At 35.7% G+C, this 25,755-nt stretch carries 31 protein-coding genes; 20 read left to right on the forward strand and 11 right to left on the reverse strand.

Annotated features, from left to right (window positions below):
• The first annotated feature begins 122 nt into the window (after positions 1-122).
• From ACU1LP_RS14605 to ACU1LP_RS14615, 3 genes are all read left to right on the forward strand, one after another.
• Positions 123-665, forward strand: coding sequence for an RNA polymerase sigma factor (locus tag ACU1LP_RS14605; protein WP_445734756.1), 543 nt, complete (start codon positions 123-125; stop codon positions 663-665).
• A gap of 172 nt (positions 666-837) precedes the next feature.
• A complete protein-coding gene (locus ACU1LP_RS14610; RefSeq protein ID WP_445734755.1) occupies positions 838-1,341 on the forward strand; it encodes a hypothetical protein in 504 nt (167 codons plus the stop codon).
• Positions 1,342-1,346: 5 nt separating this feature from the next.
• Positions 1,347-1,772: a hypothetical protein gene (locus tag ACU1LP_RS14615; protein ID WP_445734754.1), complete on the forward strand. Its 426-nt coding sequence runs from the start codon at positions 1,347-1,349 to the stop codon at positions 1,770-1,772.
• Between the two features lie 163 nt (positions 1,773-1,935).
• Here ACU1LP_RS14615 and ACU1LP_RS14620 read toward each other — a convergent pair whose 3' ends face one another.
• The 6 genes from ACU1LP_RS14620 to ACU1LP_RS14645 form a co-directional block, all read right to left on the reverse strand.
• Positions 1,936-3,192: an alginate export family protein gene (locus ACU1LP_RS14620; protein ID WP_445734753.1), complete on the reverse strand. Its 1,257-nt coding sequence runs from the start codon at positions 3,190-3,192 to the stop codon at positions 1,936-1,938.
• Between the two features lie 633 nt (positions 3,193-3,825).
• Positions 3,826-4,656 (reverse strand): ABC transporter ATP-binding protein, encoded by an 831-nt coding sequence (locus tag ACU1LP_RS14625; protein ID WP_445736636.1) that lies wholly within the window; start codon positions 4,654-4,656, stop codon positions 3,826-3,828.
• A gap of 10 nt (positions 4,657-4,666) precedes the next feature.
• On the reverse strand, positions 4,667-5,512 hold the full coding sequence (locus ACU1LP_RS14630) for an ABC transporter ATP-binding protein (protein WP_445736637.1): 846 nt from the start codon (positions 5,510-5,512) through the stop codon (positions 4,667-4,669).
• Between the two features lie 129 nt (positions 5,513-5,641).
• Positions 5,642-6,748 carry an ABC transporter permease gene (locus tag ACU1LP_RS14635; RefSeq protein WP_445736638.1) on the reverse strand — a complete coding sequence of 369 codons (1,107 nt, stop codon included), beginning with the start codon at positions 6,746-6,748 and terminating at the stop codon, positions 5,642-5,644.
• A 23-nt stretch (positions 6,749-6,771) separates the two neighbouring features.
• The gene (locus ACU1LP_RS14640) at positions 6,772-8,157 is read right to left on the reverse strand and encodes a CmpA/NrtA family ABC transporter substrate-binding protein (RefSeq protein ID WP_445736639.1); all 1,386 of its coding nucleotides are present in this window, start codon (positions 8,155-8,157) and stop codon (positions 6,772-6,774) included.
• 604 nt (positions 8,158-8,761) lie between these two features.
• A complete protein-coding gene (locus tag ACU1LP_RS14645; protein WP_445736640.1) occupies positions 8,762-9,520 on the reverse strand; it encodes a Crp/Fnr family transcriptional regulator in 759 nt (252 codons plus the stop codon).
• A 229-nt stretch (positions 9,521-9,749) separates the two neighbouring features.
• On the opposite strand from ACU1LP_RS14645, the gene ACU1LP_RS14650 reads away from it, so the two are divergent.
• From ACU1LP_RS14650 to ACU1LP_RS14700, 11 genes are all read left to right on the forward strand, one after another.
• Positions 9,750-10,928 (forward strand): molybdopterin molybdotransferase MoeA, encoded by a 1,179-nt coding sequence (locus ACU1LP_RS14650; RefSeq protein WP_445736641.1) that lies wholly within the window; start codon positions 9,750-9,752, stop codon positions 10,926-10,928.
• Between the two features lie 11 nt (positions 10,929-10,939).
• Positions 10,940-11,278 (forward strand): winged helix-turn-helix domain-containing protein, encoded by a 339-nt coding sequence (locus ACU1LP_RS14655; protein ID WP_445736642.1) that lies wholly within the window; start codon positions 10,940-10,942, stop codon positions 11,276-11,278.
• 173 nt (positions 11,279-11,451) lie between these two features.
• Complete coding sequence (locus ACU1LP_RS14660; protein WP_445732456.1) at positions 11,452-12,192, forward strand: sulfite exporter TauE/SafE family protein; 741 nt, start codon at positions 11,452-11,454, stop codon at positions 12,190-12,192.
• Entirely contained in the window at positions 12,193-12,777 is a 585-nt protein-coding gene (gene mobA / locus ACU1LP_RS14665; RefSeq protein WP_445736643.1) for a molybdenum cofactor guanylyltransferase, read from the forward strand.
• A complete protein-coding gene (locus ACU1LP_RS14670; RefSeq protein WP_445732454.1) occupies positions 12,761-12,994 on the forward strand; it encodes a MoaD/ThiS family protein in 234 nt (77 codons plus the stop codon). Before mobA ends, ACU1LP_RS14670 begins: the two co-directional genes overlap by 17 nt.
• A gap of 175 nt (positions 12,995-13,169) precedes the next feature.
• Positions 13,170-14,267: a molybdopterin-synthase adenylyltransferase MoeB gene (gene moeB, locus ACU1LP_RS14675; protein WP_445736644.1), complete on the forward strand. Its 1,098-nt coding sequence runs from the start codon at positions 13,170-13,172 to the stop codon at positions 14,265-14,267.
• Positions 14,268-14,273: 6 nt separating this feature from the next.
• A complete protein-coding gene (locus ACU1LP_RS14680; RefSeq protein ID WP_445732452.1) occupies positions 14,274-14,717 on the forward strand; it encodes a molybdenum cofactor biosynthesis protein MoaE in 444 nt (147 codons plus the stop codon).
• Positions 14,718-14,754: 37 nt separating this feature from the next.
• Entirely contained in the window at positions 14,755-15,666 is a 912-nt protein-coding gene (gene moaCB, locus ACU1LP_RS14685) for a bifunctional molybdenum cofactor biosynthesis protein MoaC/MoaB (RefSeq protein WP_445736645.1), read from the forward strand.
• Between the two features lie 78 nt (positions 15,667-15,744).
• The gene (gene moaA, locus ACU1LP_RS14690) at positions 15,745-16,752 is read left to right on the forward strand and encodes a GTP 3',8-cyclase MoaA (protein ID WP_445736646.1); all 1,008 of its coding nucleotides are present in this window, start codon (positions 15,745-15,747) and stop codon (positions 16,750-16,752) included.
• 133 nt (positions 16,753-16,885) lie between these two features.
• Positions 16,886-17,215: a 2Fe-2S iron-sulfur cluster-binding protein gene (locus ACU1LP_RS14695; protein ID WP_445736647.1), complete on the forward strand. Its 330-nt coding sequence runs from the start codon at positions 16,886-16,888 to the stop codon at positions 17,213-17,215.
• 4 nt (positions 17,216-17,219) lie between these two features.
• On the forward strand, positions 17,220-17,558 hold the full coding sequence (locus ACU1LP_RS14700) for a cupin domain-containing protein (protein WP_445736648.1): 339 nt from the start codon (positions 17,220-17,222) through the stop codon (positions 17,556-17,558).
• A gap of 333 nt (positions 17,559-17,891) precedes the next feature.
• Here the strand turns inward: ACU1LP_RS14700 and ACU1LP_RS14705 are convergent, their stop codons facing one another.
• On the reverse strand, positions 17,892-18,029 hold the full coding sequence (locus ACU1LP_RS14705) for a hypothetical protein (protein ID WP_445732447.1): 138 nt from the start codon (positions 18,027-18,029) through the stop codon (positions 17,892-17,894).
• Positions 18,030-18,517: 488 nt separating this feature from the next.
• On the opposite strand from ACU1LP_RS14705, the gene ACU1LP_RS14710 reads away from it, so the two are divergent.
• The 6 genes from ACU1LP_RS14710 (at position 18,518) to ACU1LP_RS14735 (ending at position 23,765) form a co-directional block, all read left to right on the forward strand.
• A complete protein-coding gene (locus tag ACU1LP_RS14710) occupies positions 18,518-19,822 on the forward strand; it encodes a BT_3928 family protein (RefSeq protein ID WP_445732446.1) in 1,305 nt (434 codons plus the stop codon).
• 5 nt (positions 19,823-19,827) lie between these two features.
• Positions 19,828-20,904 (forward strand): ABC transporter permease, encoded by a 1,077-nt coding sequence (locus tag ACU1LP_RS14715; RefSeq protein WP_445732445.1) that lies wholly within the window; start codon positions 19,828-19,830, stop codon positions 20,902-20,904.
• A gap of 172 nt (positions 20,905-21,076) precedes the next feature.
• On the forward strand, positions 21,077-21,568 hold the full coding sequence (locus ACU1LP_RS14720; protein WP_445736649.1) for a TlpA family protein disulfide reductase: 492 nt from the start codon (positions 21,077-21,079) through the stop codon (positions 21,566-21,568).
• Positions 21,569-21,622: 54 nt separating this feature from the next.
• Positions 21,623-22,372: a triose-phosphate isomerase gene (tpiA, locus tag ACU1LP_RS14725; RefSeq protein ID WP_445736650.1), complete on the forward strand. Its 750-nt coding sequence runs from the start codon at positions 21,623-21,625 to the stop codon at positions 22,370-22,372.
• A 266-nt stretch (positions 22,373-22,638) separates the two neighbouring features.
• On the forward strand, positions 22,639-23,475 hold the full coding sequence (prmA, locus tag ACU1LP_RS14730; RefSeq protein ID WP_445736651.1) for a 50S ribosomal protein L11 methyltransferase: 837 nt from the start codon (positions 22,639-22,641) through the stop codon (positions 23,473-23,475).
• Positions 23,476-23,489: 14 nt separating this feature from the next.
• Entirely contained in the window at positions 23,490-23,765 is a 276-nt protein-coding gene (locus tag ACU1LP_RS14735) for an ATP-dependent Clp protease adaptor ClpS (protein ID WP_445736652.1), read from the forward strand.
• Between the two features lies 1 nt (position 23,766).
• Here the strand turns inward: ACU1LP_RS14735 and ACU1LP_RS14740 are convergent, their stop codons facing one another.
• The 4 genes from ACU1LP_RS14740 to ACU1LP_RS14755 all read right to left on the reverse strand — a co-directional run bounded on the left by ACU1LP_RS14740 (position 23,767) and on the right by ACU1LP_RS14755 (position 25,668).
• Positions 23,767-24,180, reverse strand: a complete 414-nt coding sequence (locus ACU1LP_RS14740; protein ID WP_445736653.1) for a DUF6691 family protein — start codon at positions 24,178-24,180, stop codon at positions 23,767-23,769.
• Positions 24,181-24,182: 2 nt separating this feature from the next.
• Complete coding sequence (locus ACU1LP_RS14745) at positions 24,183-24,740, reverse strand: YeeE/YedE family protein (protein ID WP_445736654.1); 558 nt, start codon at positions 24,738-24,740, stop codon at positions 24,183-24,185.
• 394 nt (positions 24,741-25,134) lie between these two features.
• A complete protein-coding gene (locus ACU1LP_RS14750) occupies positions 25,135-25,344 on the reverse strand; it encodes a YgaP family membrane protein (RefSeq protein WP_445734600.1) in 210 nt (69 codons plus the stop codon).
• A gap of 18 nt (positions 25,345-25,362) precedes the next feature.
• Positions 25,363-25,668: a hypothetical protein gene (locus ACU1LP_RS14755; protein WP_445734599.1), complete on the reverse strand. Its 306-nt coding sequence runs from the start codon at positions 25,666-25,668 to the stop codon at positions 25,363-25,365.
• Positions 25,669-25,755: the final 87 nt, after the last annotated feature.

Raw genomic sequence — 25,755 nt, forward strand, 5'->3', positions numbered from 1 at the left:
ATGTTAATAAAATTACTTAAATTGTTAATGAAGCACTGTTTTATGCAAAACCGATATATTTGCTACTGATTAGTTACATTAAACTTTTAACAGATCAAAGAGTCTAAATTAAAACTGATTTTGTGATTGACGAAGCACAACTATTAGAACAATTAAAATCTGAAACCCATAAAGAACAAGCCTTTAAAGCGCTTATAACGCTTTACAAAGAGCGTTTATATTGGCATATACGACATATAGTAAAATCGCATGACGATGCCGATGATGTGCTCCAAAATACCTTTATCAAGGTTTTTAAAAATATCCATGGTTTTAAAGGCGACAGCAAACTGTATTCGTGGATGTATCGCATTGCTACCAATGAATCCATCACGTTCATCAATCAAAATGCAAAACGATTACAGACTACCAATGAAGGAGTGCAAACATTGGCCATAAATAAATTGGAATCCGATGTTTATTTTGAAGGTGATAGTATCCAATTGAAATTACAAAAAGCCATAGCCACATTGCCCGAAAAACAACAATTGGTATTTAACATGAAATATTTTCAGGAGCTGAAGTATTCTGAAATGTCAGATATATTGGAAACCAGTGAAGGCGCCTTAAAAGCATCCTATCATATAGCCGTAAAAAAAATTGAAGCATATTTAACTGAAGATTAAACCTTTATTGAAAATTAAAGTCCTATTAATGTAAAACGCTTATTATTAAAAAGCAATAAGCATAAACAGATGAAACGAGCATGTTATAAGCACAATCACCCTACGAAATGATTAATAGCGAACAGTCCCGATAGAATACGGGATGACCAATAAAAAACAATAATTTAAACACATGAAAACAAACAAATTGCACACTATTGAAAATACGGGGTTTAAAGTGCCTGATGATTACTTTAATACGCTTGAAGATCGTATTTTAAGCAATTTAAAGCTACAAGAAATGGCTCCAAAATCGGGTTATAAAGTCCCTGACCATTATTTTGAATCTTTGGAAAACAGAATGAGTGCTGCTGCAATAAAACCTGAAAACGAAGTGAAGGTTATTACCCTTTTCACTAGGAAAAAAATATTATATGCCTCTGCCATAGCAGCGAGTATCATTTTAATGCTCAATATATTTATGGATCAAACTAAAAATATAACCGCGGACAGCATTGAAACGGCCAGCATAGAAAATTACATCATTGATGAGAATTTAGACCTTTATGAATTTGCTTCGCTTTTTTCAGAAGATGAATTATCGCATGTTGAACTAATCAGCGATGGATACAATTCCAAAAACCTAGAAAATTATGTATTTGACAATTTGGAAATTGAAGATATCATTACAAAATAAACAGTATGAAAAAATTCACAAACCTATTATTTATAATTAGCTTTTCGCTGCTATCAGTTGCCCAATCAAATAGGGACAAAATCAAAACTTTAAAGATTGCTTATATAACCGAAAAGCTGGATTTAAGCGAAAAGGAAGCACAACAGTTTTGGCCTATTTACAATAATTTTGAAGAGGAAAACTCCAATTTAAGAAGACAAGCTTATGATGCCCGAAAAAAAGCGGATTTAAACACGATTTCTGAAGAACAAGCGGTTAACATTTTAAAGGAAATCCGACTTAATGAAAATAAAAAGCAAGCTCTTGAAAATGATTTTGTAGATCGTTTGACCAAGGTTATTTCTGCAAAAAAAATTATTCTCTTGCATAAAATTGAAGATGATTTTAAAAGAAAAATGTTTGAAGAATATAAGAAAAGAGGGCGTCATTGAATAATTATCGGGAGCGCCTCCAAGAGACACTACTATAATTTTTGTCATGTACCCAGATCAAAGAATATAAAATTTAAAAAAATCGCCTAAAAATTACTTTTTAGACGACCTCTTTGGTATTGAGCTGGTTTAAAAAAATGTTAAGACCAACTCCCTAACATTCTTAGTTTATAAACTTAGGTTTTATAACCAACATGGCCCAAGCCCAATTTTGGCCATCGGCAGCCTCAGCCTTAGTAACACCTTTTAGCTCATACATCCCATCGCTTGCAAACATTTGGGAATATCCAAGTGCTAAACTATAGCCTTTAAATTTCTTAGAGTAAACTAAATCCAACTCGGTTCCCAAGGATTTTTCTCCACTTGGTAAATCTTGTTCTCCACTAAAATTAAGTGCTTTAACCATTAAACTGGATGTTTCACTTAATATAAAGTTTGCACTTACATGTACATCCATTAAACCAATTGTATTTGCGTGGTTACCAACATAGAAATAATCCATAAGTCCATTGAATTTATGGTTGGTGCCATACAATGGGAAAAACGCCTCACTTTTGGTAGAAGTTGGGTCATTTCCACTTGTAATTTCAAAACCAGCGCCTAAACCAATTTTAGGAGCTACTTGATAGCTTAGTTCCAAGCCTAATAGATAAGCGCTTTTTACTTGGTCGCCTGTTTGAAGAAATGCATTAGCCACTATACCAATATCACCTTTTTTATAATCCAGATGCGTTCCTATGGTTTGTAAACTATTTACGCCATCTGGTGTAACCCCATCGGTTTCAAACTTCTGAAAACCAGTATTCAACAACAATAAACTTCCCGAAAAATGCTCCCAAGCTTGTTTCAAATACAAGTACTGCATGGATTTATATGAAAAGAAGCCTGTGGTATTATAAGCTGTACTGGTATTTACAAATCCTGATGGGTTTGAAAAGTCTTGATTGAAAGCTAAACCTAAGTCGAGCATAAATTTACCTTTATTATATTTTAATAAGGCAGCATCATGGTCTCTTGCCTGCTGAGTCCAATCAACAATACCCATAATCCGTTCGTCGTCATAAGTAATTGTTTGACGACCTAATTTGGTTGAAAATCCTTTGCCTAAATTAATTTCCGCCCAAGCTTCAAACACAGCAAATGAATTATTGCTGTCTTCTGGTTTTAATTGTCTGTTTTCGCCCCAAACCATAATGTCCTGTAAACTCACAAATATTTTATAACTATCTGTAGTATAGCCTGTATTTAAGCGTAATCTGGTTGATGTTGCAAAACCTGCATCTGCGGCATCCGGTATTATATTACCATATCCATTACGGTACTCTGTACGTGGTCTAAATTCACCATCTAAAGTAAATTGCGCCTGTGCAAATTGTAAGCATACTAATAATAGTCCTAGAATTACATATTGTTTTTTCATTTTTTTGTTTTTAGGTTAATTTGTGTTCTTTGTTAATTGTTTTTTTTAATTCCTTTTTGTACATGTTAAAAAAATAGCTAATTATTATTTATGTAGCTTATGTCATTGACCCCTCCGCCTTCGGCATACCGAAAAATCGGTACAAGCTCTCCCTCTTGAAAAAAAGAAGAGGAATTATTAAGACGATGATTTTTTAATGATTTGATCTTGTTGTTTTAATTTTTGTCATGTACTTCGATAATTCCTCTAAATTTTTTTCAAATATATAAGTAGCAATTTTTTGGTTTTATGATATATCTCATATAATACCAATTGGATATATAAAACAGCCCAATAAACTTGTTCTTTTTCGCCAATACATCTTCAAAAAACAGTTCCGTAGCTATGCTATGCAAAGGTTTTTTTCATCGTCTTGACAAAAAATTTCTTCGTTTCTTCAGACTATTTTATATATGCAATTGTTTAGTACATGACAAAAAAAGATGTTTCATTAAAATAACTATTAAAGTTGACCCCTCCGCCTATCGGCACCTCCCCTTGAAAAAAGGGGAGGAATTATTTCAGGAGCTTCTTTTAATAATTTGATGTTAATAAATTTTTGTCATGTACTTAAATGCAATTGGTATAATCTTTTTAATGTTCCAAAAAGTCTATAAGATGTTTTCGGTATTTGTAATAATCGTCGTGTTCCAAAACCGATTTTCGTGTCCGTGGCCGTTCAAAATCAATGCTTAAAACATCCCCTATTTTCGCTTTTGGGCCGCTGGTCATCATCACAACACGGTCTGCTAAAAAAATAGCTTCATCCACATCGTGTGTAATCATTACTGCGGTAATTTTCTCTTTGTTCCAAATTTCAATTAGGATATCCTGAAGTTCGCCTCTTGTTAATGAATCCAACATTCCAAAAGGTTCATCCAGCAACAATACTTTAGGCTTTATGGCAAATGCCCGAGCGATTCCAACACGTTGTTGCATCCCTTGGGAAAGTTCGGAAGCGCGTTTGTTAAAAGCATCCTCCAACCCCACTTTCTGCAAATAGTATTTTGCAATATCATGGCGTTGTGCTTTTGCAGCATGCGGAAATACTTGGTTGACACCCAACAACACATTTTGAAGCGATGTCATCCAAGGCATTAAACTGGGCGATTGAAAAATAACGCCTCTATCGGGTCCGGGTCCTGTAATGTGTTTTCCCAACACGGAGATACTTCCCCCAGAAATCGCATTAAGTCCCGCAATCATAGAAAGCATGGTGGTTTTACCACAACCAGAATGCCCAATAATGGCAACAAACTCCTCCTTCATAATCTGAAGATTCAAATCTTCCAACACAACGTAATCACCTTTGGGCGTTGGGTAAACTTTCTTAAGGTTTTTCAAATCCAACATAACTTTGGAAGGGTACATAATACCGTTTTCGGTATCCATATCTCTTTTGTAATCTATGGTATCTGTAGTCATTTGTTTTATTTTAGAAATATCCAGCAAATTTTTTAGGACTCAATTCCGGCAAAACATATTCTTTTTGCGACACCGATTTTCGTTCATTCCCAATATCCATTAAATACTCTATAATGGCATTTCTGGTCTTTTTAAAATTCGGGTTATCGTTCATTTCCGTTTTATCCCGGGGTCTATCAATATCAATTCTAAACTCAGGACCTAAAGTCGCATTGGGCCCCGGGCGTAACGGAATGATGCGGTCTGCCATATAAATACCTTCATCCACATCGTTGGTAATCAACAAAGCGGTGCGCTTATCTTTTCCCCAAATGTTTAAAATTTCATCTTGTAAATTACCACGGGTCAATGCATCTAAAGCGCCAAGTGGCTCGTCCATGATAATCATTTCAGGTTTCATGGCCAAGGCACGCGCCACAGCAACACGTTGTCTCATCCCACCCGATAATTCCTTCGGGCGTTTATTTATGGCGTGCGATAAACTAACCATATCCACATAATCTGTCACAATACTATGTAATTCCGACCTGCTTTTTTTAGGAAACGCCTCTTTCACAGCCATATACACATTCTGCCCCACCGTTAACCAAGGCAACAAGGAGTAATTTTGAAAAATAACCCCACGTTCATGGCTTGTTCCCACAACTGGTTCTCCTTTAAACAACACGTCGCCTTTAGTAGGTTCTAAAAGTCCGTTTATCAAGTTTACCAACGTCGTTTTCCCACTGCCTGTAAACCCCACAATGGCAACAAACTCCCCTTCTTCAATAGATAAATTAATGTTTGAAAGCACTTCGGTAGCATGATCGCCCTGTCCGTAGGTTTTGTAAATATTACTCAATTCTAAGTATGCCATTTTGTTGTTTTTTTACTGATTTATTATTTGGGCGTTACCACAAGGGTCGGGCTTTTCGCTATATCTTTTTTGCTTTTAGTGACAAAAAAGGATGCCGCTTCAATCCCTAACGCGCTGTACAACTCCAAATTAAATGCCGTCATTCTTATCAAACGAAATCATATTTTGTATGGTTAGCATAATTCTATCCAACAAAAACCCAATACCACCAATAACAAACATGGCAACAATAATTTTCGAATTGGAATCTATCGCACCATTCTGGAATTCTTCCCAAACAAAAGAGCCTAAACCGGGACTTTGTGCCAATAATTCAATAGCAATAAGTACCATCCAAGATACTGAAAGCGTAATTCGTAACCCCGTAAAAATCAATGGTAATGCCGATGGCAGAATCACTTTAAACACTTTTTGAAACGTGCCTAATTTTAATACTTTAGCAACATTTATATAATCTTTATCAACCGACGACACGCCCATGGCGGTGTTTACCAAAGTTGCCCACATAGAACATAAACCGACACTTATAAAGGAGATGATGAATGCGCTATCGGATTCTGAATCTTTAGTCAGCGTTTTTACAATCATAAAAACCAACAACAACCAAACTACAGGCGATACGGGTTTAAAAATTTGAATCAACCAGTTTACCGAACTTCTCAAGGTTTTACTAAGCCCGATAACAATACCAACAGGAACTGCAATAAACAAGGCTAGAAAAAAACCAGCAAACACGGTTTTAATGCTCGTAAAAATCTGGTCAACAAACGATGGTCTTCCCGTATAGGTAATAGCATCTTTACCTGCTGCCAATCGTTTTGCGTTTAAAACGGCCGTTTTTTCAATAAAAGCTTGTTTGTCGGTTCTAATCACATAATGGTCATGCAACAAGGTTTTGAAAGAACCCCAAACTTGGGTAGGAGATGGTAAGGTGTTCGGTTGGCATTTTATAGCGCCTGATGCTATGCACGCTTTCATAGCATCAGCTGCCTCCTGCCCTTGGTCGGTTAATGCTTTTTCAATTTTATAATCGGCTTCCATGTTAAACAAGGCTTTAGCGCCCATGTGCCATAATCCAATAAATAAGAACATGGAAGCAAGCGGCACAATAACTTTTCGTAAGAAGTTTTTAAAATCCTCTTTTTCAATCTTCCCCGTGGCTATCGATTTTAAAGTTCCTAAAAACCCGAATCCCATAAACTTGGTTATTTTATCTAATGCGATGCTTTGCTTCATGGTTACTGATTTTTTTGAAATTTTTATTTTTTATCCTTGTTTCCTATCGAGAAACTATTGATATATCCTATCGGGTCCTTCGCGTCATACTTCGTGCCGTCAATAAAATCGGTAGTCGCTGGTTTGTAACCATCTGTGTTGGGAATATCGCCTGCGGGAATCGTACCTTCTGCCACCAATAAATCCGCTGCTTTTTTCCAAATGTCCGGTCTGTAAATCTTTTTAATGGTCTCCGCATACCAAGCCTCCGATTTTGCATCAGGAATTTGCCCCCATCTGCGCATTTGTGTCAAGAACCAAATACCATCAGAATAAAAAGGATAGGTGGCGTTATACTTGTAGAATACGTTAAAGTCTGGCATGTCGCGTTTATCACCTTTTTCAAATTCAAACGTACCGGTCATGGAATTTGCCAATACCACTTCATCTGCTCCTACATATTGAGACATCGATAATATTTTTACAGCTTCTGCCCTGTTTCCTGGTTCGTCCAACCATTTACCTGCACGAATTAAGGCTTTAGTAACGGCAATTGCGGTATTGGGGTTTTCGTCCACAAACTTTTTAGTCATAACAAATACTTTCTCTGGGTTATTTTTCCAGATGTCGTAGTTAGTAACAACCGGTACACCAATACCTTTAAATACCGCTTGTTGGTTCCAAGGCTCCCCGACACAATAACCGTAAATAGTGCCCGCTTCCAAAGTTGCTGGCATTTGTGGTGGCGGTGTAACGGATAGCAACACATCGGCACCAATTTGACCTTGCACGTTATCGGCAGTGTACATACCAGGATTGATTCCAGCAGCGGCCAACCAATATCTAATCTCATAATTATGTGTAGAAACGGGAAAAACCATACCCATTTTAAAGGCATTGCCTTTATTTTTATACTCCGAAATTACAGGTTTTAAAGCGCCCGCTTTTATGGGGTGAATCGGGTTACCATCCGCACCTTTCGGTACATTTGGTTTCATTTTCGCCCAAACATCGTTAGATACGGTAATGGCATTTCCATTCAAATCCATAGAATATGCCGTAACCAGTTCCGCTTGCCTTCCAAAACCAGCACCTGCAGCAATAGGTTGTCCTGCCAGCATGTGTGAGCCGTCTAACTGACCATCAATAACACGGTCCAACACATTTTTCCAGTTTGATTGCGCTTCTACTGAAACAAACAAACCTTCATCTTCAAAAAATCCTTTTTCTTTGGCAATGGCTAAAGGTGCCATATCGGTTAATTTGATAAACCCAAACGTTAATTGTGGTTTTTCAATATCCAAGGTTTTGGTTTTAGAGGTTTCTGTAGAAACTTCTTCAGTGGATTCCTTTTTTTGTTTTCCACCACAAGCGCATAGTAGCAACCCCAGTGATACGATCCATGTTGATTTTGTTAATAGTGATTTCATAGTATAGCGTTTTAATATTTTAATAAGTATAAATACTTAATTTTTGACAAATATATAAGTACATTACTTTTTATTCCATGATAACACCCATATTAAAACCTCTTTTTTGGACATAACAAAAACTGACAAAAAACATGTTTGCAACATAAAATATTAAAAAACAATGATTTATATGTAAAATACTGAATACGTATTTATAAGTATTAAGGCGTAGTAAAGAACAAAATGGAGTGAAAATTAACTAGCAACATTTATTAAGGCTGTTTTAGCACCTATAAATTTAAATAGACATTTAAGTATTTTTTTTACCGCATAGCGGTTAAAGTATTGTAGCACAAAGCAATCTGTCGAAATTATGTTCCCCGTAGGGGATATACATTAAAATGTTCAATATATTTCTAATGAAAATACACATGACATAAAGGTATCCGAAATAGATATCTGGGTATAACTCCTACGGAGTATAACGATGGGCTATCATCTTTTTCTACAATACTTTATGCCCTACAGGCAATAATAATATTTTTCTGAAACAATGGGAAAACCAACAGTTTTTAAGAGGAGCGCTTGTGCCGAATTTTCGGTATGCCGATAGGCTGCGGAATCAACTATCTAAATAGTAGTTGTGCTCACTAATTTCATTTTTAAGAAGTTGGATATTAGTGATGCCGATTTTCTTTCCTTTGGCAGAAATGAGTTTTTCTTTTTTTAATGCTGAAAACACCCTAATTACCTGTTCTTCAGCGGTACCGGCATAATCAGCATATTCTTTTCGGCTTAAAGGCAGATTAAGAAAACCATTGGTGTTGCCAAATTTTCTATTCAAATATAAGATGGTATCAATAATACGCTCGCGAACCGTCATTTGCGAGATAGACTTGACTTTAGATTCGCTTCTGTTCAATTCATTGGCATAAAAAAGCATAAAATCATAAGCGAATTTTGAATTGTTCAATAAGGCTTCCTGCAGATTGATCTTGGAAAAATAGCACAATTTGGTGTCTTCCAAAGCAATAGCGCCAATGGAATAATATTCTTCGGTACCAAAACCACGATGCCCTATAATTTCACCTTCTTTAGCAAACCGAACTATTTGTTCCCTTCCATTAATGCCTGTTCTAAACACTTTGACTTTTCCTTTCAATATAAAAAACAGACCATTAACGGGCGCACCTTCCATGATGAATTGCTGCCCTTTTTTGCATCGAAGATTATTCTTTTCGCCAATAAGCCTGAAATCCTCTAAATCATCAAGGTTCCTTTTTATAAGACAGTCCATATTCTCACAAGCAATACAAGACACCGTATTGGAAACACGCTTTCGCGGAACAGGATAAGAATTATTTAAAATTTTGGTTTCCAAGTACGGACTTGATTAATGGGTTTATTAGATCAAATATACGTATTAATACTTAATTTTATTTAATAATACTTATTTTTAAGGGTTCAATAAAATAATGACACCTTAGTTGAATAAATGAAATTATTAGCTTTCTATTTTACTTAAAATGCATTTGTTTGAAAATTACGAATGGAAAGATATTCCTGTAATTACAGAATCGCTATATTTACAAATATATAACGCTGTTTAAATGATTGGCATAGTAGAAGCTATAGAATTGGTTAAAACCCATAGTAAACCCATTACAAAAGAAACCCACAAAAGCCTTGAAAAAGCTGGGAGATACTCACTTTATAAAAATGTTGTCTCTCCTATTAACATGCCACCATTTAGACAATCGGCCATGGATGGTTACGCATTGTGTTTGCATGATAGCTTAACATATCAGCTTATTGGCGAAATAAAGGCGGGCGATTCCCTTCAACCGACTATAAAAAAAGGCGAAGCCGTTAGAATATTTACGGGAGCTCCCGTTCCAGATACCGCCAATGCGGTTATGATGCAGGAAAAAGTAACGGTAACTGATTCCCAGATAATTGTCGAATTTCAAATCGATACAAACCATAACATTCGGCCTGCTGGCGAACAAGTAAAAAAAGGGGATGTGGCGTTAAAAAAAGGAACAAAATTAACCCCAGCCGCTATTGGCTATTTAAGTTCTTTGGGCATACAGGAAGTGCCTGTTTTTAAAAAACCGAATATTGCTATTGTTACCACAGGCAATGAATTGGTGGAAGCTGGACAGCAATTAACCTATGGTAAAATATACGAAAGCAACTCCAAAATGCTTCAAAACGCTTTGTACAATCTTAGGTTTTATGATGTAAGCCTTCATAAGGTTGAGGATGATTTTGATAGAACCAAATCCAAATTAGATGAAGTCATTAACAAAAATGATCTGGTTATTATTTCTGGGGGTATTTCCGTGGGCGATTACGATTTTGTTGGAAAAGCCCTCGAAGAATTACACGTTGAAGAACACTTCTATAAAGTGAAACAAAAACCGGGAAAGCCCTTGTTCTTCGGAACAAAAAATAACACGCACATTTTTGCATTACCTGGAAATCCTGCCGCAGCACTCACCTGTTTTTACGTGTATGTATATATTGCACTGCAAAAAATGATGGATGCCAGTGTTGTTGAACTCCCTCGGATCAAAGCAAAATCCTTGACGAAATTTATAAAACATGGCGACAGACCCCAATTTTTAAAAGCTGTTTATAATGATGGCGAAGTTGAGATTTTAGAAGGACAAAGTTCTGCCATGCTACAAACTTTCGCACTGTCAAACGCCTTGGTTTATATGCCGGAAGATCATTCTAATATTGAAATCGGAGATTCAGTGGAAGTTATTTTATTGCCTGTATAAATCTAAGAATTATGAGCTATAAAATTAAAAGTCGGATTTGGATTGAGCACAATAACCATGTGCTCTTAGGCGAAGGACGGGTGCAATTATTAAAAGCGATTGAAGAAACCGGCTCACTTTCTAAAGCCGCCAAATCGTTAAATCTATCCTATAAAAAAGCTTGGGGCCTTATTGATTCCGTGAACAAATCGGCAAAAAAACCGGTGACCATAAATAGTATTGGCGGCAAAGGTGGCGGAGGCGCGGCATTAACTGATTACGGTAAATCCTTAATTGTTGTTTTTGATGACATCAATAAAAATTGCTGGGACTTTCTGGATGAGGAATTAGAAAAAATAAAAGAATTATAACTTCTAAAAGTATTTAAAGTGCACTAAAGTTATAAGTACTTGAAGTTGAAAAAAACAAAATGACACGAATTTAAACATAAGAATAAAGCACTTTAGCAACTAATCACTTTAAATACTTAAGGCACTTCTAACTCTAAGTACTTTAGGCACTTAAAACTTTAGGCACTTTAAAAATGTTCCAAACCGAAAACATATATCTTTTTCTAATTATATTACCCATCATAGCATTTCTGTATGCGAGCGTTGGTCATGGTGGCGCCAGTGGTTATTTGGCATTAATGGCATTGTTTTCATTCGCTCCAGAAACCATGAAACCCACTGCCCTATTGCTCAATCTGTTTGTGGCGGGTATGTCGTTTTATTATTATTTTAAAGGTGGCTTCTTTAATAAAAAACTGTTTATCTATTTTGCGATTACCTCTATTCCGTTGGCTTTTTTAGGTGGCACCATAGAAGTTGACGCCTCCGTTTATAAAAAAATATTGGCCGTCTTATTGGTGTTTGCCATTTTAAAAATGTTGGACGTTTTTGGTAAAGCGTCTGAAAACACCAGAGAAGTAAAACTTTGGCAGGGGCTTTTTGTTGGCGGCATTATTGGATTTTTCTCGGGTTTAATCGGTATTGGAGGGGGCATAATTTTAACTCCAATCATTTTATTATTGCATTGGGGAAACATGAAAGAAGCCGCAGCAGTGTCGGCCTTATTTATTTGGGTAAATTCCGCAGCTGGATTGGTGGGGCAATTAAGTAGCGGTGCAACCATACCAAGTGAATCGTTTTTTTTGGTTGCCATGGCGCTTATAGGGGGTGTTTTAGGTGGATATATTGGCAGTAAAAAAATCAACAATCAGAATTTAAGGTACCTATTGGCTTTCGTATTGATTATTGCTAGCGCTAAATTGTTTTTCACATAAATGATAGATAAAAAAAACATAACAGGGATTGTTTTAGCTGGAGGGAAAAGCTCCAGGATGGGCACCGACAAAGGTTTTTTACATTTTAAAGGCAAGCCATTTGTACACTATGGCATAGAGGCTTTAAAACCATTGGTTTCTGAAATCATTATTGTTTCTGATGATTCAAATTACGATGTCTTTGGATTGAAGCGCATGAATGACCTCATTAAAAATGCAGGCCCTGTTGCAGGTATCTGTGCGGGTTTGGAAGCGTCTTCAACAGATTATAATTTAATTTTAAGTTGCGATATTCCGCTGATTAATTCAGATATATTAAAACAATTAATTGAAGGTATGGATGAAACTTCCGAAATCATCCAGATTGAAAGCAATGGCAAAACCATGCCACTGATAGCATTATATAAAAAATCCTGCAAAGCAAAATTCTTAAAATTGTTAAATGAAGACGAAAGAAGATTGCGGATTGCCGTAAATACGTGTAAAACCAAAAACATCATTTTAAAAAAAGAGAACACTATGTTTATTACCAATGTAAATACCAAAGAAGAATTAAAACGTATGGAAGATGTACATAAAGGTTAAATATTTCGGACAAATAGCTGAAGTAACACAGGTGGAAGAAGAAACTTTAGAGTTTTCCGGGGGATTGATTTCGGAGCTTTTGGAACTTTTATATTCAAAATATAATCAGTTAAAAAGCAAAGATTTTCAAGTGGTACAAAATCAGGAATTGGTTTCAGTTGAAACTAAATTGACAGGTAAAGAAATAGCGTTATTACCGCCATTTTCTGGGGGATAAAAAATGTAAAAAGTATCTGTCAGGTTTTAAAAACCTGACAGGTCTAAAATCCAACCTGCAAGGTCTCAAAGACCTGGTAGGTTTAAAATAAACAAAAATAATATCTACAAGGTTTTAAAAACCTTGTAGGTCTAAAATTGAAATATGGTAGGATGAGATTCCTGCCTTCGCAGGAATGACAAAGAGATACAACAGACATATCATCCTTTCGGAAATAGGGCAAGCAGGTCAGGATAAAATTTCCAAAGCAAAAGTTTTGGTGGTTGGCGCTGGCGGTTTGGGATGCCCTGTTTTACAATATTTAACCGCCGCAGGCATTGGCACTTTGGGGATTATTGATTTTGATGTTGTTGAAGGTTCTAATTTACAACGCCAAGTTTTATTTGGCACTTCCAGTTTGGGACACAACAAAGCACGTGCTGCAAAAAGGCGTTTGGAAGATTTAAACGATACTATCACAATTAACGCATATCCTTATAAATTAGATTACCATAATGCGCTTGATCTATTTAATCGATACGACATTATAGTAGATGGCACCGATAATTTTGAAACACGCTATTTGGTAAATGATGGGTGCATTTTAACCAACAAACCACTTGTTTTTGGCGCCATTTACAAATTTGAAGGCCAGGTTTCTGTTTTTAATTATCAAAACGGACCAAGTTATCGATGCCTGTTTCCAAATCCACCAAAAAAAGGTTCGGTTCCCAATTGTTCAGAAATAGGCGTTTTGGGGGTTTTACCAGGAATTATAGGAAGTATGCAAGCCAATGAAGTTTTAAAAATCATTTTAGGTATTGGAAATGTGCTTTCGGGTAAATTGTTATGCTTTAATGCTCTAACCAATCAAACGTCTATTTTAAAAATTAAAAAATCGAAAGAAGCCATAAACCCCGTTTTAAAGACCAAAAACGAATTTCATAAAAAACAACTGGATTTAAATGGTGAAGTTGAGATTAACGAGGTGTCCATGAAAGACATTCTCAATAATGAAAATATCCAATTTATTGATGTTCGGGAATCAGATGAATTGCCTAAAATTGAAAATTTTGATGTTGTTGAAATTCCTTTAAGTGAATTAAAACACCAAATAAATAAAATAGATTTTGAAAAACAAAAAGCCATTTTTTGCCAATCGGGATTACGGAGTAAAAAAGCGGTTTTCATTTTAAATAAATTGAATATTCCAAACTGTTACAGCTTAAAAGAAGGCGCTTCGGAAATAAAATACATATTATCAAAACTAGACCTGACAGGTCTGAATACATAAATAATCATGGAAAACAATAAACCAAAAAGCGTATTTAAACAAGGCGCCATTTCTTCAGAATTTATTGGAGAATCTATTGCAAAACACCAAACCAAAACCAGTATTGGTGCACACAATATTTTCTTGGGACAGGTTAGAGCCGATGTTATTGACAACAAAACGGTAGCAGCCATAGATTATACCGCTTATGAAGATATGGCAAACCAGAAATTTCATGAGATTCGAGAGATTGCCTTTGGGAAATTCGAGCTCACTTGCATGCATATTTACCATAGTTTGGGAATTGTGAAAGCTGGAGAAATTTGCCTTTTTGTATTTGTGTCATCACCAAGACGCAAAGTTGTTTTTAAAGCTTTGGAATATATTGTGGAAGCCATAAAAGCAGAGTTGCCCGTTTTTGGAAAAGAGATTTTTGAAGATGAAACACACCAATGGAAAATAAACTCGTAATTAATTTAAAGAGGTCTGGAATAAAAATCAAACAAACATGGTCGATATCACCCATAAAAACACAACTCTAAGAATCGCAACAGCGCAAGCCATTGTAAAAGTGAGCAAGCCAGAAACAATTTTAGCGATTAAAAACGATACCGTTCCCAAAGGCAATGTATTTGCCATGAGCAAAGCAGCAGGTTTATTGGGCGTAAAACGCACTCCCGACATTCTTCCCGATTGCCACCCCTTACCTATCGAATTTACTGGTGTTGAGTATGAAATTAACGGGTTGGAGATCACCGTGCTATTCACCGTAAAAACCATTTATAAAACGGGTGTTGAAGTGGAAGCAATGCACGGCGCAAGTGTTGTGGCGCTCAATATGTACGATATGCTGAAACCTATTGACAAAGGCATCGAAATCCATCATATAAAATTATTGAACAAAAAAGGTGGAAAATCGGACTTTAAAGATACGCTTAGAAAAGATTTAACCGCTGCGGTTGTTGTCTGTTCCGATACTATTTCCGCAGGACATAAAGAAGATAAAGCAGGTAAGACCATCATTGAAAAACTGGAGGCTTGTGGTGTGAAAATCGCTGAATACATTATCATTCCAGATGAAAAAGACATTATTCAAGAAAAAGCGAAAACCTACCAAAGTCAGGGCGTCGATTTAATAATTTATACGGGTGGTACGGGACTTTCGGCAAGGGATATTACCCCCGAAGCTATTATTCCTTTATTGGACAGGCGTATTCCGGGTATTGAAGAAGCGATCCGTAATTATGGCCAAGACAGAACGCCTTATTCGATGCTTTCACGAAGCGTTGCGGGAACCATAAAAAACACATTGGTATTGGCATTACCGGGTTCAACAAACGGAGCAAGTGAATCTATGGATGCTATTTTTCCGTCGGTGTTGCATGTGTTTGGGATTTTAAGAGGGGCAAGACATGATTAGTTTTTGTCGCGCAAAGGCGCAAAGTTAAATTAGACCTTACAGATTTGAAAATCTGTCAGGTCTGAATCGATACATATAATGACACATAACAAAAACATATTACAAGATTCACACGGCAGAGACCACGCCTATTTGCGTATCTCGTTGATTGAACGTTGCAACTTACGTTGCTCCTATTGCATGCCCGAAGAAGGTGTGCCCTTGTCGCCTAAAAGCCATTTAATGACCTATGAAGAAATTTATGAAATCGCCAAAACCTTTGTAAAACATGGGGTTACTAAAATACGCCTCACGGGTGGCGAACCTTTGATCAGAAAGGATATTCCTGTTATTTTGGGAAAACTGGCTACGCTTCCTGTGGAACTTTCAATTACCTCAAACGCGGTAATTATCGATAAGTTTATGGATGTTTTGAAAGTAAATGGCGTTAAAAAAATCAATATCAGTTTAGATTCACTAGACAGAGAAAAATTCAAACATATTACGCGTCGCGATCAATTTGATATCGTTTATAAAAACCTATTGCTTTTGGTAGAAAAAGACTTTCATGTGAAAGTGAACGTGGTGCTGATGAAAGGTTTTAATGATAATGAAATCATCGATTTTATCAACCTTACTGAAAACTTGCCCATTTCGGTTCGCTTCATTGAATTTATGCCTTTTGATGGCAATAAATGGGATATGGGTAAAATGGTATCGTATGCCGAAGTGATGGAATATGTTAACGCTTCTTTTTCCAAAGTGCAAATTGAGCGCCTGCAAGATGCTGCAAACGATACTTCAAAAAATTATAAAATTTTAGGCTATAAAGGTAGTTTTGCAATCATTAGTTCAGTCACAAATCCGTTTTGCGATTCGTGCAACCGACTTCGTTTAACGGCTAACGGTCAACTCAAAAATTGTTTGTTTTCTTCCACAGAATCCGATTTATTGACAACCCTTCGCGAAGGAAAACCCATTGAACCCATTATCCAAAAAGCAGTACTAGCAAAATTAAAAATACGTGGTGGCATGGATACGTTGGAGAAACTTCAAGAGCCTAAATTGCATACCAACAACAGGACAATGATTACCATAGGAGGTTAGATACTTCTATTGTAAAATCGCTTTAAAAACCACTTTTTTATCAATTTGAATTATTTGAATTTTAATTAGGATAAATTTGTCCTATATATAATTAAAGCTTAAATTTGTCGCAAAATCAGTGTCAATACAAAAAATGAATTACACGGTAAACATCATAACAACCGATAACAAATTGATTTCAATTCCTTTTAGGCGATTTGAATATCCCAATTTAATGGAATTGATTGTTGATACCTATTATGAAGATATAGGCGAATGTTTGGGCAGAGGTTTATGCGGTACCTGCCACGTAAAATTACAGTCGGGTGCTTTAAATGACCGCATAGAACCTGTTGAAAAAGAAACCCTTAACAACCTTAACAATACAGATGCAAACAGCCGTTTAGCATGCCAAGTCATGTTGGATGAGAAAATAAACAACCTCACTTTTAAAATTATTACTGAAACTAAAATAAACACTTAAAATTATGAACACAGCATCATTGGTTGAAAATATAACCTACGAAGAAAACAAACCAGCAGTAACCGTTTTACTTAAAACAAAAACCTCAAAAGAAATCAGGATTGTCATGAAGCAAGGTCAAAGCATGAAAAAGCACAAAGCACCCTATCCTATTGTTATTGAACTGTTTGAAGGCAGCATCGATTTTGGCGTAAACGGCGAAAAACTACTTTTGAAAAAAGGCGATTTAATTGCCCTGGACGAAAACGTACCACACGATTTAACATGCGTTACAGATTCCATCATCCGATTATCGCTTTCAAACTTCGATAGTGTGGAACGTGTTAACAATGTAAATAACTAAATTTTTAGTACATGACAAAAATAATCTTACATCATAAAAATAACTATTAAAGTTGACCCCTCCGCCTATCGGCATACCGAAATAAATTCGGTGCAGGCTCTCCCCTTGAAAAAAGGGGAGGAATTATTTTAAGGAGATTTTTTTAATAATTTGATGATAAGTACATGACAAAAATTGAAAAATAAATGTTATATAACTAATTTTCAGCAGTTTAATAATCTCATGTGTTCCAGACCTGTCAGGTTTTAAAAACCTGACAGGTCTCAATTTCAGTGGGATTAGTACTATTTACAGAAGGTCAATCTAATTTTTTGTCATGTACTTAAAACTAAATTATAAAACATCCAAATAATCGCAAATTTTATGGCACCATACAAAAGTGGTCATTGCCATATTGGGTTCTCCTTTAAAATGACCTTGTAAAACCAAAACTAAAACTGTATCTTTACATTCAGGACTGATGTTCTTCATTAGAAAAATTTATGGTAATATTTTTTTAATGGAGTGGATATCGGTCTTTCCATTTAAAACCCTTTATTTTGTTGGTTTTCAATGAAATATGTTTTTTGTCGTGTACAAAAAAATCCAACAAATGGAGCAAGGACGCACTTTTGGGTTTGCAAGGGATTGTAGGTTTTTTTTGAAAAGACTAAATAAATCTGTTTTGAATATAGAAAATGCAAAGTAATTATTAGTAAAATAATCAGGTTCAATTGGTACGAATTAAATAGAAGCAAATGAAAAATTTGACAATAAGGATTTTTTATTCAGACTTAAAAAAAGCAAAACAAAGTAAATATTGGTTGCGTTTGATTAAATCAACCAATGAGGAGCATTCCGTTTATAGCGAAACATTAGTGAACAAGTTGAAGAATTATGAAAAATATTGTCTACCAAAATCAACAAACTCCCACAATAGCTCTACCATTTATTGTGATTTTTAAATTTGGAATTTTTTTATGAAATATTTAGTTAGCATATCAAGAATATTTGTCGGGGTTTTATTTATCATATCAGGATTGATAAAGTTAAACGACCCGTTGGGGTTTTCGTATAAATTACAGGAGTACTTCAGTGTTGATGTTTTAAATATTCCATCGTTAGAACCGTATGCACTTATAATTTCGGTTTTGGTTGTTGTTTTTGAAGTGGTTTTGGGAGTTTTTTTGATTATTGGCTACAAGCCCAAGTTTACGGTTTGGAGCTTGTTGTTAATGATTGTGTTTTTTACATTTTTAACCTTTTATTCCGCTTATTTTGATAAAGTTAAAGACTGTGGTTGTTTTGGCGACGCATTAAAACTAACACCTTGGGAAAGCTTTACCAAAGATGTGGTGCTATTGGTTTTTGTGCTCATTTTGTTTTTCGGAGTCAAGTATATCAAACCGGTATTCAATAATCTGTTGACCACCATTTTTGCCATGTTGGGCTTTGTTTTTAGTTTTTGGTTGGCATATCATGTACTGATGCATTTACCCGTTATAGACTTTAGGGCTTATAAAATAGGAAATAATATAGCTGAAGGCATGCGCATTCCAGAAAATGCCCCAAAACCTGTAGTGGAATACTATTGGAAATTTAAAATAAACGGTGAAGAAAAAGTAATTACCACCGATGGATCCTATCCTTCGGTTGATGGCGATTTTGTAAGTGTTGATACCAAAATGATTACGGAAGGCTACCAACCACCTGTTGTAGATTTTTCAATTGAAACTCCAGATGAAGATTTAACGGAGCAATTTCTTTCAGAAGAAAATCTTATCATAGTTGTTTCATACAGTTTAGAACATATTGAAAAAGCAGGTGCCGAAAAACTAAAAGCCATGTCTGATAAAGCTATAAAAAATGGTTATAAAGTTATTGGTTTAACAGCATCGGGCGAAGCAGAAAAACAGCGCATCAAAAAACTTTACAATTTGAATTTCGATTTTTATCTATGTGATGAAAAAGCACTAAAAACCGTGGTGCGTTCAAACCCCGGGATTTTGGAATTGGATAAAGGCACCATCAAACAAAAATTACATTGGAATGATATTGAGGATTTGAAGTTGCCAAAGGTGAAACGAAAAATTGAGCCTAAAAAGGAACAAATAGGAACTATTTATTTAATCAATGACAAATTATCATCTAAAGAAGAAGTTGATTCCTTAGACCCCAAAATGGTGGATTCCGTGTTTGTTATAAAGAATAATTACAATGAGGTAAATTTGGGTTTAAACAAAGATCTAGATTCTGTTGTAAAAGTTATTTTAAAAAAGAAATAAATTATTTGATAACCTATCTACTAAATAAAATCACATACGCATTACTCACATTATTCGGAGTGGTCACCGTTATTTTCCTATTATTCAATGTGCTTCCTGGAGACCCCGCCCAAATGATGTTGGGACAGAATGAAGACAGCCAACAATTGGCGACCGTAAAGCAAAAATATGGTTTCGATAAACCTGTAAGTACCCAATACTTATATTATTTAAACGATTTATTGCCCATATCGTTCCATTCAAAAACTGCATCGGATTATACGTTTTTAAAAGAAGGAAAATATTCAGCAACCAAATTATTCTCAATAGGCAATACCACTACGGTTTTAAAGCTCCCATATTTGCGGGAATCCTTTACAAAACAAGGTAAAAAAGTGAGCGACGTATTAAGTGAAACCTTGCCCAATACCTTTGTTTTGGCAGTATCGGCCATAGTTATTGCCATTTTTATTGGTATAATATTGGGAATTATTTCTGCGCTTTACAAAGACCGATGGCTTGATAAAACTATACAGATTTTCAGCACCTTAGGCATGAGTATTCCATCGTTTTTCAGTGCCATTTTATTTGCATGGTTTTTCGGTTTTGTGTTGCATAAATACACAAATTTAGAAATGACGGGGAGTCTTTACGAATTGGACGATTTCGGCGAATCCAATCATCTTAGACTAAAAAACCTGATACTCCCAGCTATTGTTTTGGGCATTCGCCCACTTGCGGTTGTTATTCAACTCATGCGTAGTTCATTGTTGGAAGTATTCAATCAAGATTACATTCGTACCGCCCGGGCCAAAGGGCTAAGTGAATTTCAAATTATAAAAAAACACGCTGTAAAAAACGCATTAAACCCCGTTGTTACCGCCATTTCAGGCTGGTTCGCTTCCATGTTGGCGGGTGCGGTTTTTGTAGAATATATTTTTGGCTGGAACGGCCTTGGTAAAGAAATTGTAAACGCCTTGAACACCTTGGATTTGCCCGTAATTATGGGAGCGGTGCTAATTATAGCCCTACTCTTTATTATTATTAATATTTTTGTAGATATAATTTACGTTTGGTTAGACCCTAAGGTAAAACTTCAGTAATTTTGTCATTCCAAAGTTTACACTGAGCGCAGTCTAAGTGTAGGCAGGAATCTTTTAATTAAAACTTTAAACATGAAACTTCCATAACTAAATTTCGATACCCAAAGTAATGATTATATGGAAGTCCCGATAGCTATCGGGATGACAATTAAAAAACAATAAACATAAACACATGAAAAAAATAAAATATATATTGATATTCTTTTTAACTTTTATAAGCTGCAAGGCACAAGAAACACCTAAAGTGTTTTCTGAAGCGGCTTTAAACGATACATTTCTAAATTTAGATGGCAGCTCCATACCCTTTAAAACCATTTTGGATGCCAATAAAGGCAAAACCATCGTGGTGGATATTTGGGCTTCTTGGTGCGGCGATTGTATTAAAGGCATGCCAAAAGTAAAAGCACTACAAAAACAATATAAAGATGCTGAGTATGTATTTCTTTCTTTGGATAAAACACAGGACGCTTGGAAAAAAGGCATTGAGAAATATGAGGTTAAAGGGCAGCATTACTTTATGGAATCTGGTTGGAAAGGCCCTTTTGGAGAATTTGTACATTTAGATTGGATACCAAGATACATGGTAATAGATAAAAAAGGAAACATTAAATTATTTAAAGCCATTGAGGCAGACGATAAAAAAATAACAAGCATTTTAAAATAAATTATTAATTAAAAGAAAAAGTCCTTCCCCTTGGGAAAGATTTAGGATACGATTATGAGACAACAAATTGTAGCAGGAAATTGGAAAATGAACAATGATTTGGCGCAAACCGAAACGCTAATAACAAGCTTAAAAACTAAAATAAAAACTTCCAATGCAGAGGTTATGATTGCGCCAACATTTACAAACTTGTGGCAAGCTTACCAAACGCTGAAAGGTACCGATATTGAAGTGATTGCCCAAAATATGCATTTTGCCGAAAACGGGGCTTACACGGGCGAAATAAGTGCCAGGATGCTTAAAAGTGTAGGCGTTAAAACCGTTATTTTAGGGCATAGCGAACGTCGTGAATATTTTAACGAAACCGACGAAATTTTAGCAAAAAAAGTAGATGCAGCCTTAGCGAACGATTTACGCGTTATCTTCTGTTTTGGTGAAGTTTTGGCCGATAGAAAATCGGGGAACCATGAAAATGTTGTGGGCAGCCAAATTAAAAATGCCTTGTTTCATTTACAAGCTTGGCATTTTAAAAACATCGTTTTGGCTTACGAGCCTGTTTGGGCCATTGGCACTGGCGAAACCGCAACTGCGGAGCAAGCACAGGATATGCACGCGTTTATCAGGAAAACGTTGGCGGACCAATTCGGACATGAAATTGCAAACAACGTGTCCATTCTTTATGGAGGCAGCGTAAAACCAAACAACGCAAATGAAATTTTTGATAAGCCAGATGTAGATGGTGGTTTAATTGGTGGTGCCGCACTTAATGCAGACGACTTTTACGCCATAGTAAACGCATTTTAAATTCATTTCCTTGAAAAAGGAAATCTTTTTGGCGTTACCCTCCCGATAGCTATCGGGAGGTTGCGCTATACACTGTATCTTTTTAGCGCTTTTAGGGTGCCAAAAAGGATGCCGTTTCAAATGCGAAGCATTCACGATTTCCAAATTTAACAATAAAATGTATGAGTAATCGCTAACACACTTAACAGTAAGCATCAACATTAGAAATCTAAATTCCAAATCCAAAATCGTAAATCGTAAATCCAAAATCGTAAATCCCAACCATCATGTCTAACATCATTTACATAGGTTACGAGTTTAAAGTAACTCCTATACAGCCAGGAGTGGAAATCCTTATTGCAGAACTCGGTTACGCAGGTTTTGAAAGTTTTGTGGAAAATGAGGAAGGTGTTACCGCATACATTCAAAAAGAAGAATGGAACGAATCCATACTGGATGATATTCAAATTTTAAATTCTGATGAATTTGAAATCACTTACACATTTGAAGATATTGAGCAAACCAATTGGAACGAAGCATGGGAAAAGAATTTCAGTCCCATTGTAGTTGATGGTGTGTGTACGGTTCGGGCGCCATTCCATGAAAAACCAAATACCCCATACGATATCATCATTGAACCAAAAATGAGTTTTGGCACCGGGCACCACGAAACCACCCACATGATGATCCAGCATGTTTTAAAAAACGATCTTATCAATAAATCGGTGTTGGATATGGGTTGCGGAACGGGCGTATTGGCAATTTTAGCCGAAATAAAAGGGGCAAAACCTGTTGATGCAGTAGATTATGACAATTGGTGCTATTTAAATAGTTTAGAAAACGTAGAACGCAATAACTGTAAGAATATAACAGTTATTGAAGGCGATGCGTCTGTTTTAAAAGGTAAAAAATACGACGTTATTATTGCTAATATCAATCGGAATATTTTGCTAAACGATATGGAAAGGTATGTGTCGTGTTTAAACAAAAACGGACTCCTATTTTTAAGCGGATTTTACAATGATGATATGCCCGTAATTCAAGAGGAATGCGAAAAACAGATGTTAAAATTTGAAGAAAAACTGGAAAGAAACCATTGGGTTGCCTTAAAATTTTTAAATTAGTAAAAAAGTTAGTCATGAGTACTAGAGAAAAAACATCCACAGAAACACTTTTAGAAGAGGAAGTACTTACCCAAAACGAGATTGTACTATTTAACGATGACGTTAACACCTTCGACCACGTTATTGAAACGCTTATTTTTGCTTGCGAACATACTGCGGAACAAGCAGAACAATGCGCAATTCTGGTTCATTATAAAGGAAAGTGTACGGTAAAAACAGGACTTTACGACGATTTAAAACCGCGTTGTTCCATGCTGCTTGATGCAGGTTTAAGTGCCGAAATAGTATAGTTTAATGGGGTAGTTTGTCTTTTAAAACGCCGTAGACAAAAGTTCCTAAAATAGCCGCAGCAATCACTATAACCATGCTATAAACACCAGTTCCCAAAAGAATGTACATAGGTCCTGGGCATGCACCAATTAAGGCCCAACCGAGCCCAAAAATAGTGCCCCCTACAATATATTTGATAAACCCTTTTTCTTTCTTCGGAACAAAAATATAGGTGCCTTTGATGCTTTTTATAATACCTTTTTTTGAAATTTGAAGAAATAAAATCCCGGTTGCTATAGCGGTACCTATAATGCCATACATGTGAAAGGATTGGAAACGGAACATCTCGTAAATTCGATACCAGGATACCGCTTCGGATTTTACCAAAACAATCCCGAAAAAGATGCCGATAAATAAAAATTTTAAGAACTTCATAATTAAAAAATTAGGGGGAAAATAAGATTGGCCATAATCAAACCTCCAAGAAAAAAACCAATAACTGCAATGAGGGACGGTTTTTGTAAACTGCTCAAACCAGTTATGGCGTGCCCAGAGGTACAGCCATCTGCATAGCGTGTGCCAAAACCAACAAGAAGCCCGCCAATGATTAAAATTGATAATCCTTTTAAGGAGGTTAAAGCCTCAAAATCAAATAGTTCGTTCGGCACCAAGGTTGCACCCGAATTTTTAAAGCCCAATTTCTTGAGTTCTGAAATCGTTTGGGGGTTTAGTGCTGTTATGCTATCATTTGATAAATAATTGACCGCTATAAATCCACCAATAATGGCTCCGAGAACTACCGTTAAATTCCATATTTGCTCTTTCCAATTGAATTTGAAAAAATCTGAAAATTTCCCCGCGCCCACAATGGTGCACATGGTCCTTAAATTCGATGACATGCCAAAGGATTTTTCAAAATAAAGAAGAAGCGCCATGACAATGGCTATTAATGGCCCTGAGATATACCACGGCCATGGATTTAAAATATATTCCATTTTAATATGCTTTTGTGCAAATTTACATTGAAATTTGTTTTTTTTGGTAATGAACTCATTTAAATTGTTTTTTGCAATCTCTGGGTTGAACCTTGGATAGAGGCAGGGCAAAGGCTTTTAGTAACTTAAAATCTTTGTGATCCCGAAACGATCGGGACGGATAAAGCTTTGTGCGCCTGCCTGCCACTGCATTACAGCTATTGCACAGAAATACACAAAGCAAAAAAAAACATATTAAACTACTACCAGCTTGTAACTGGTAGTTGTTTAATTGATAGCCGGGTTATTATTGAGATAACTTATTTGGCTTTATGGATGAAAAATGAGTCCATAAGACTTAGGGAGTGATGATTGTTGGTTTTTTTAATTTGAATGGATTTTATGTTCGTTCTGATTAACAAGAGGAACAACTTCCTCCATCATTTTTCACACCTAATTTCATAAGAATGGTTTCTAACAAACACCATTTAGTAAAGGCAGATTGTATTAAATTCACACCAATAAATACAGTAAACCACATCCAATTAGGGCTTACATAAACACTTAATACAACACTTATTAAAACAAAAGTGCCAACGAGTACTCTAAAATATGTATGTAACATTTTATTTGATTTTTAAGATTATATATACTTTTCAATAGGAACAACAACCGCTTTAATTGGGTTGTTCGTTTCTATATTACTATTAAACTCATTTATAAATTGGAACAATGCTTCAATATGTTCATCTTCTGTAAAAGAGAAAAACAAACGGGATTCATTACCAAATTTTTCTCCTGAAAACCAACTGGAAGCCATTAATATGGAAGCCCCATTTTTGTGGCCATCAATATCTGAACTGCTAAAATTTTCGATATTGGCTTTTTTGAAGAGTTTCAAAACCTCTTTTTGAAATTCTTCGACTGCGGTTATGATCACTAATTTCATTGTTTGTATGTTATTGTCCGTTCGAGCCTTTGGACTGGGCTCAAGGCAGGTTAAAGTTGAGAGCTGTTTTTAGTTCTGCATTGTTTT

This window comes from Mariniflexile sp. (genome assembly GCF_052728615.1).

Excerpts from the sequence above, each read along its gene's own strand:
- ACU1LP_RS14720 (WP_445736649.1), top strand. The coding sequence starts at position 21,077 with ATGAAAAAAATAAAATATATATTGATATTCTTTTTAACTTTTATAAGC.
- ACU1LP_RS14745 (WP_445736654.1), bottom strand. The coding sequence starts at position 24,740 with ATGGAATATATTTTAAATCCATGGCCGTGGTATATCTCAGGGCCATTA.
- ACU1LP_RS14750 (WP_445734600.1), bottom strand. The coding sequence starts at position 25,344 with ATGTTACATACATATTTTAGAGTACTCGTTGGCACTTTTGTTTTAATA.
- tpiA (WP_445736650.1), top strand. The coding sequence starts at position 21,623 with ATGAGACAACAAATTGTAGCAGGAAATTGGAAAATGAACAATGATTTG.
- ACU1LP_RS14660 (WP_445732456.1), top strand. The coding sequence starts at position 11,452 with ATGTTCCAAACCGAAAACATATATCTTTTTCTAATTATATTACCCATC.
- ACU1LP_RS14740 (WP_445736653.1), bottom strand. The coding sequence starts at position 24,180 with ATGAAGTTCTTAAAATTTTTATTTATCGGCATCTTTTTCGGGATTGTT.
- ACU1LP_RS14710 (WP_445732446.1), top strand. The coding sequence starts at position 18,518 with ATGAAATATTTAGTTAGCATATCAAGAATATTTGTCGGGGTTTTATTT.
- ACU1LP_RS14670 (WP_445732454.1), top strand. The coding sequence starts at position 12,761 with ATGTACATAAAGGTTAAATATTTCGGACAAATAGCTGAAGTAACACAG.
- ACU1LP_RS14650 (WP_445736641.1), top strand. The coding sequence starts at position 9,750 with ATGATTGGCATAGTAGAAGCTATAGAATTGGTTAAAACCCATAGTAAA.
- ACU1LP_RS14705 (WP_445732447.1), bottom strand. The coding sequence starts at position 18,029 with ATGAAGAACATCAGTCCTGAATGTAAAGATACAGTTTTAGTTTTGGTT.
- ACU1LP_RS14625 (WP_445736636.1), bottom strand. The coding sequence starts at position 4,656 with ATGACTACAGATACCATAGATTACAAAAGAGATATGGATACCGAAAAC.
- ACU1LP_RS14620 (WP_445734753.1), bottom strand. The coding sequence starts at position 3,192 with ATGAAAAAACAATATGTAATTCTAGGACTATTATTAGTATGCTTACAA.
- ACU1LP_RS14695 (WP_445736647.1), top strand. The coding sequence starts at position 16,886 with ATGAATTACACGGTAAACATCATAACAACCGATAACAAATTGATTTCA.
- ACU1LP_RS14635 (WP_445736638.1), bottom strand. The coding sequence starts at position 6,748 with ATGAAGCAAAGCATCGCATTAGATAAAATAACCAAGTTTATGGGATTC.
- ACU1LP_RS14630 (WP_445736637.1), bottom strand. The coding sequence starts at position 5,512 with ATGGCATACTTAGAATTGAGTAATATTTACAAAACCTACGGACAGGGC.
- ACU1LP_RS14640 (WP_445736639.1), bottom strand. The coding sequence starts at position 8,157 with ATGAAATCACTATTAACAAAATCAACATGGATCGTATCACTGGGGTTG.
- ACU1LP_RS14735 (WP_445736652.1), top strand. The coding sequence starts at position 23,490 with ATGAGTACTAGAGAAAAAACATCCACAGAAACACTTTTAGAAGAGGAA.
- ACU1LP_RS14755 (WP_445734599.1), bottom strand. The coding sequence starts at position 25,668 with ATGAAATTAGTGATCATAACCGCAGTCGAAGAATTTCAAAAAGAGGTT.
- moeB (WP_445736644.1), top strand. The coding sequence starts at position 13,170 with ATGACAAAGAGATACAACAGACATATCATCCTTTCGGAAATAGGGCAA.
- moaCB (WP_445736645.1), top strand. The coding sequence starts at position 14,755 with ATGGTCGATATCACCCATAAAAACACAACTCTAAGAATCGCAACAGCG.
- ACU1LP_RS14610 (WP_445734755.1), top strand. The coding sequence starts at position 838 with ATGAAAACAAACAAATTGCACACTATTGAAAATACGGGGTTTAAAGTG.
- prmA (WP_445736651.1), top strand. The coding sequence starts at position 22,639 with ATGTCTAACATCATTTACATAGGTTACGAGTTTAAAGTAACTCCTATA.
- ACU1LP_RS14680 (WP_445732452.1), top strand. The coding sequence starts at position 14,274 with ATGGAAAACAATAAACCAAAAAGCGTATTTAAACAAGGCGCCATTTCT.
- moaA (WP_445736646.1), top strand. The coding sequence starts at position 15,745 with ATGACACATAACAAAAACATATTACAAGATTCACACGGCAGAGACCAC.
- mobA (WP_445736643.1), top strand. The coding sequence starts at position 12,193 with ATGATAGATAAAAAAAACATAACAGGGATTGTTTTAGCTGGAGGGAAA.
- ACU1LP_RS14700 (WP_445736648.1), top strand. The coding sequence starts at position 17,220 with ATGAACACAGCATCATTGGTTGAAAATATAACCTACGAAGAAAACAAA.
- ACU1LP_RS14655 (WP_445736642.1), top strand. The coding sequence starts at position 10,940 with ATGAGCTATAAAATTAAAAGTCGGATTTGGATTGAGCACAATAACCAT.
- ACU1LP_RS14615 (WP_445734754.1), top strand. The coding sequence starts at position 1,347 with ATGAAAAAATTCACAAACCTATTATTTATAATTAGCTTTTCGCTGCTA.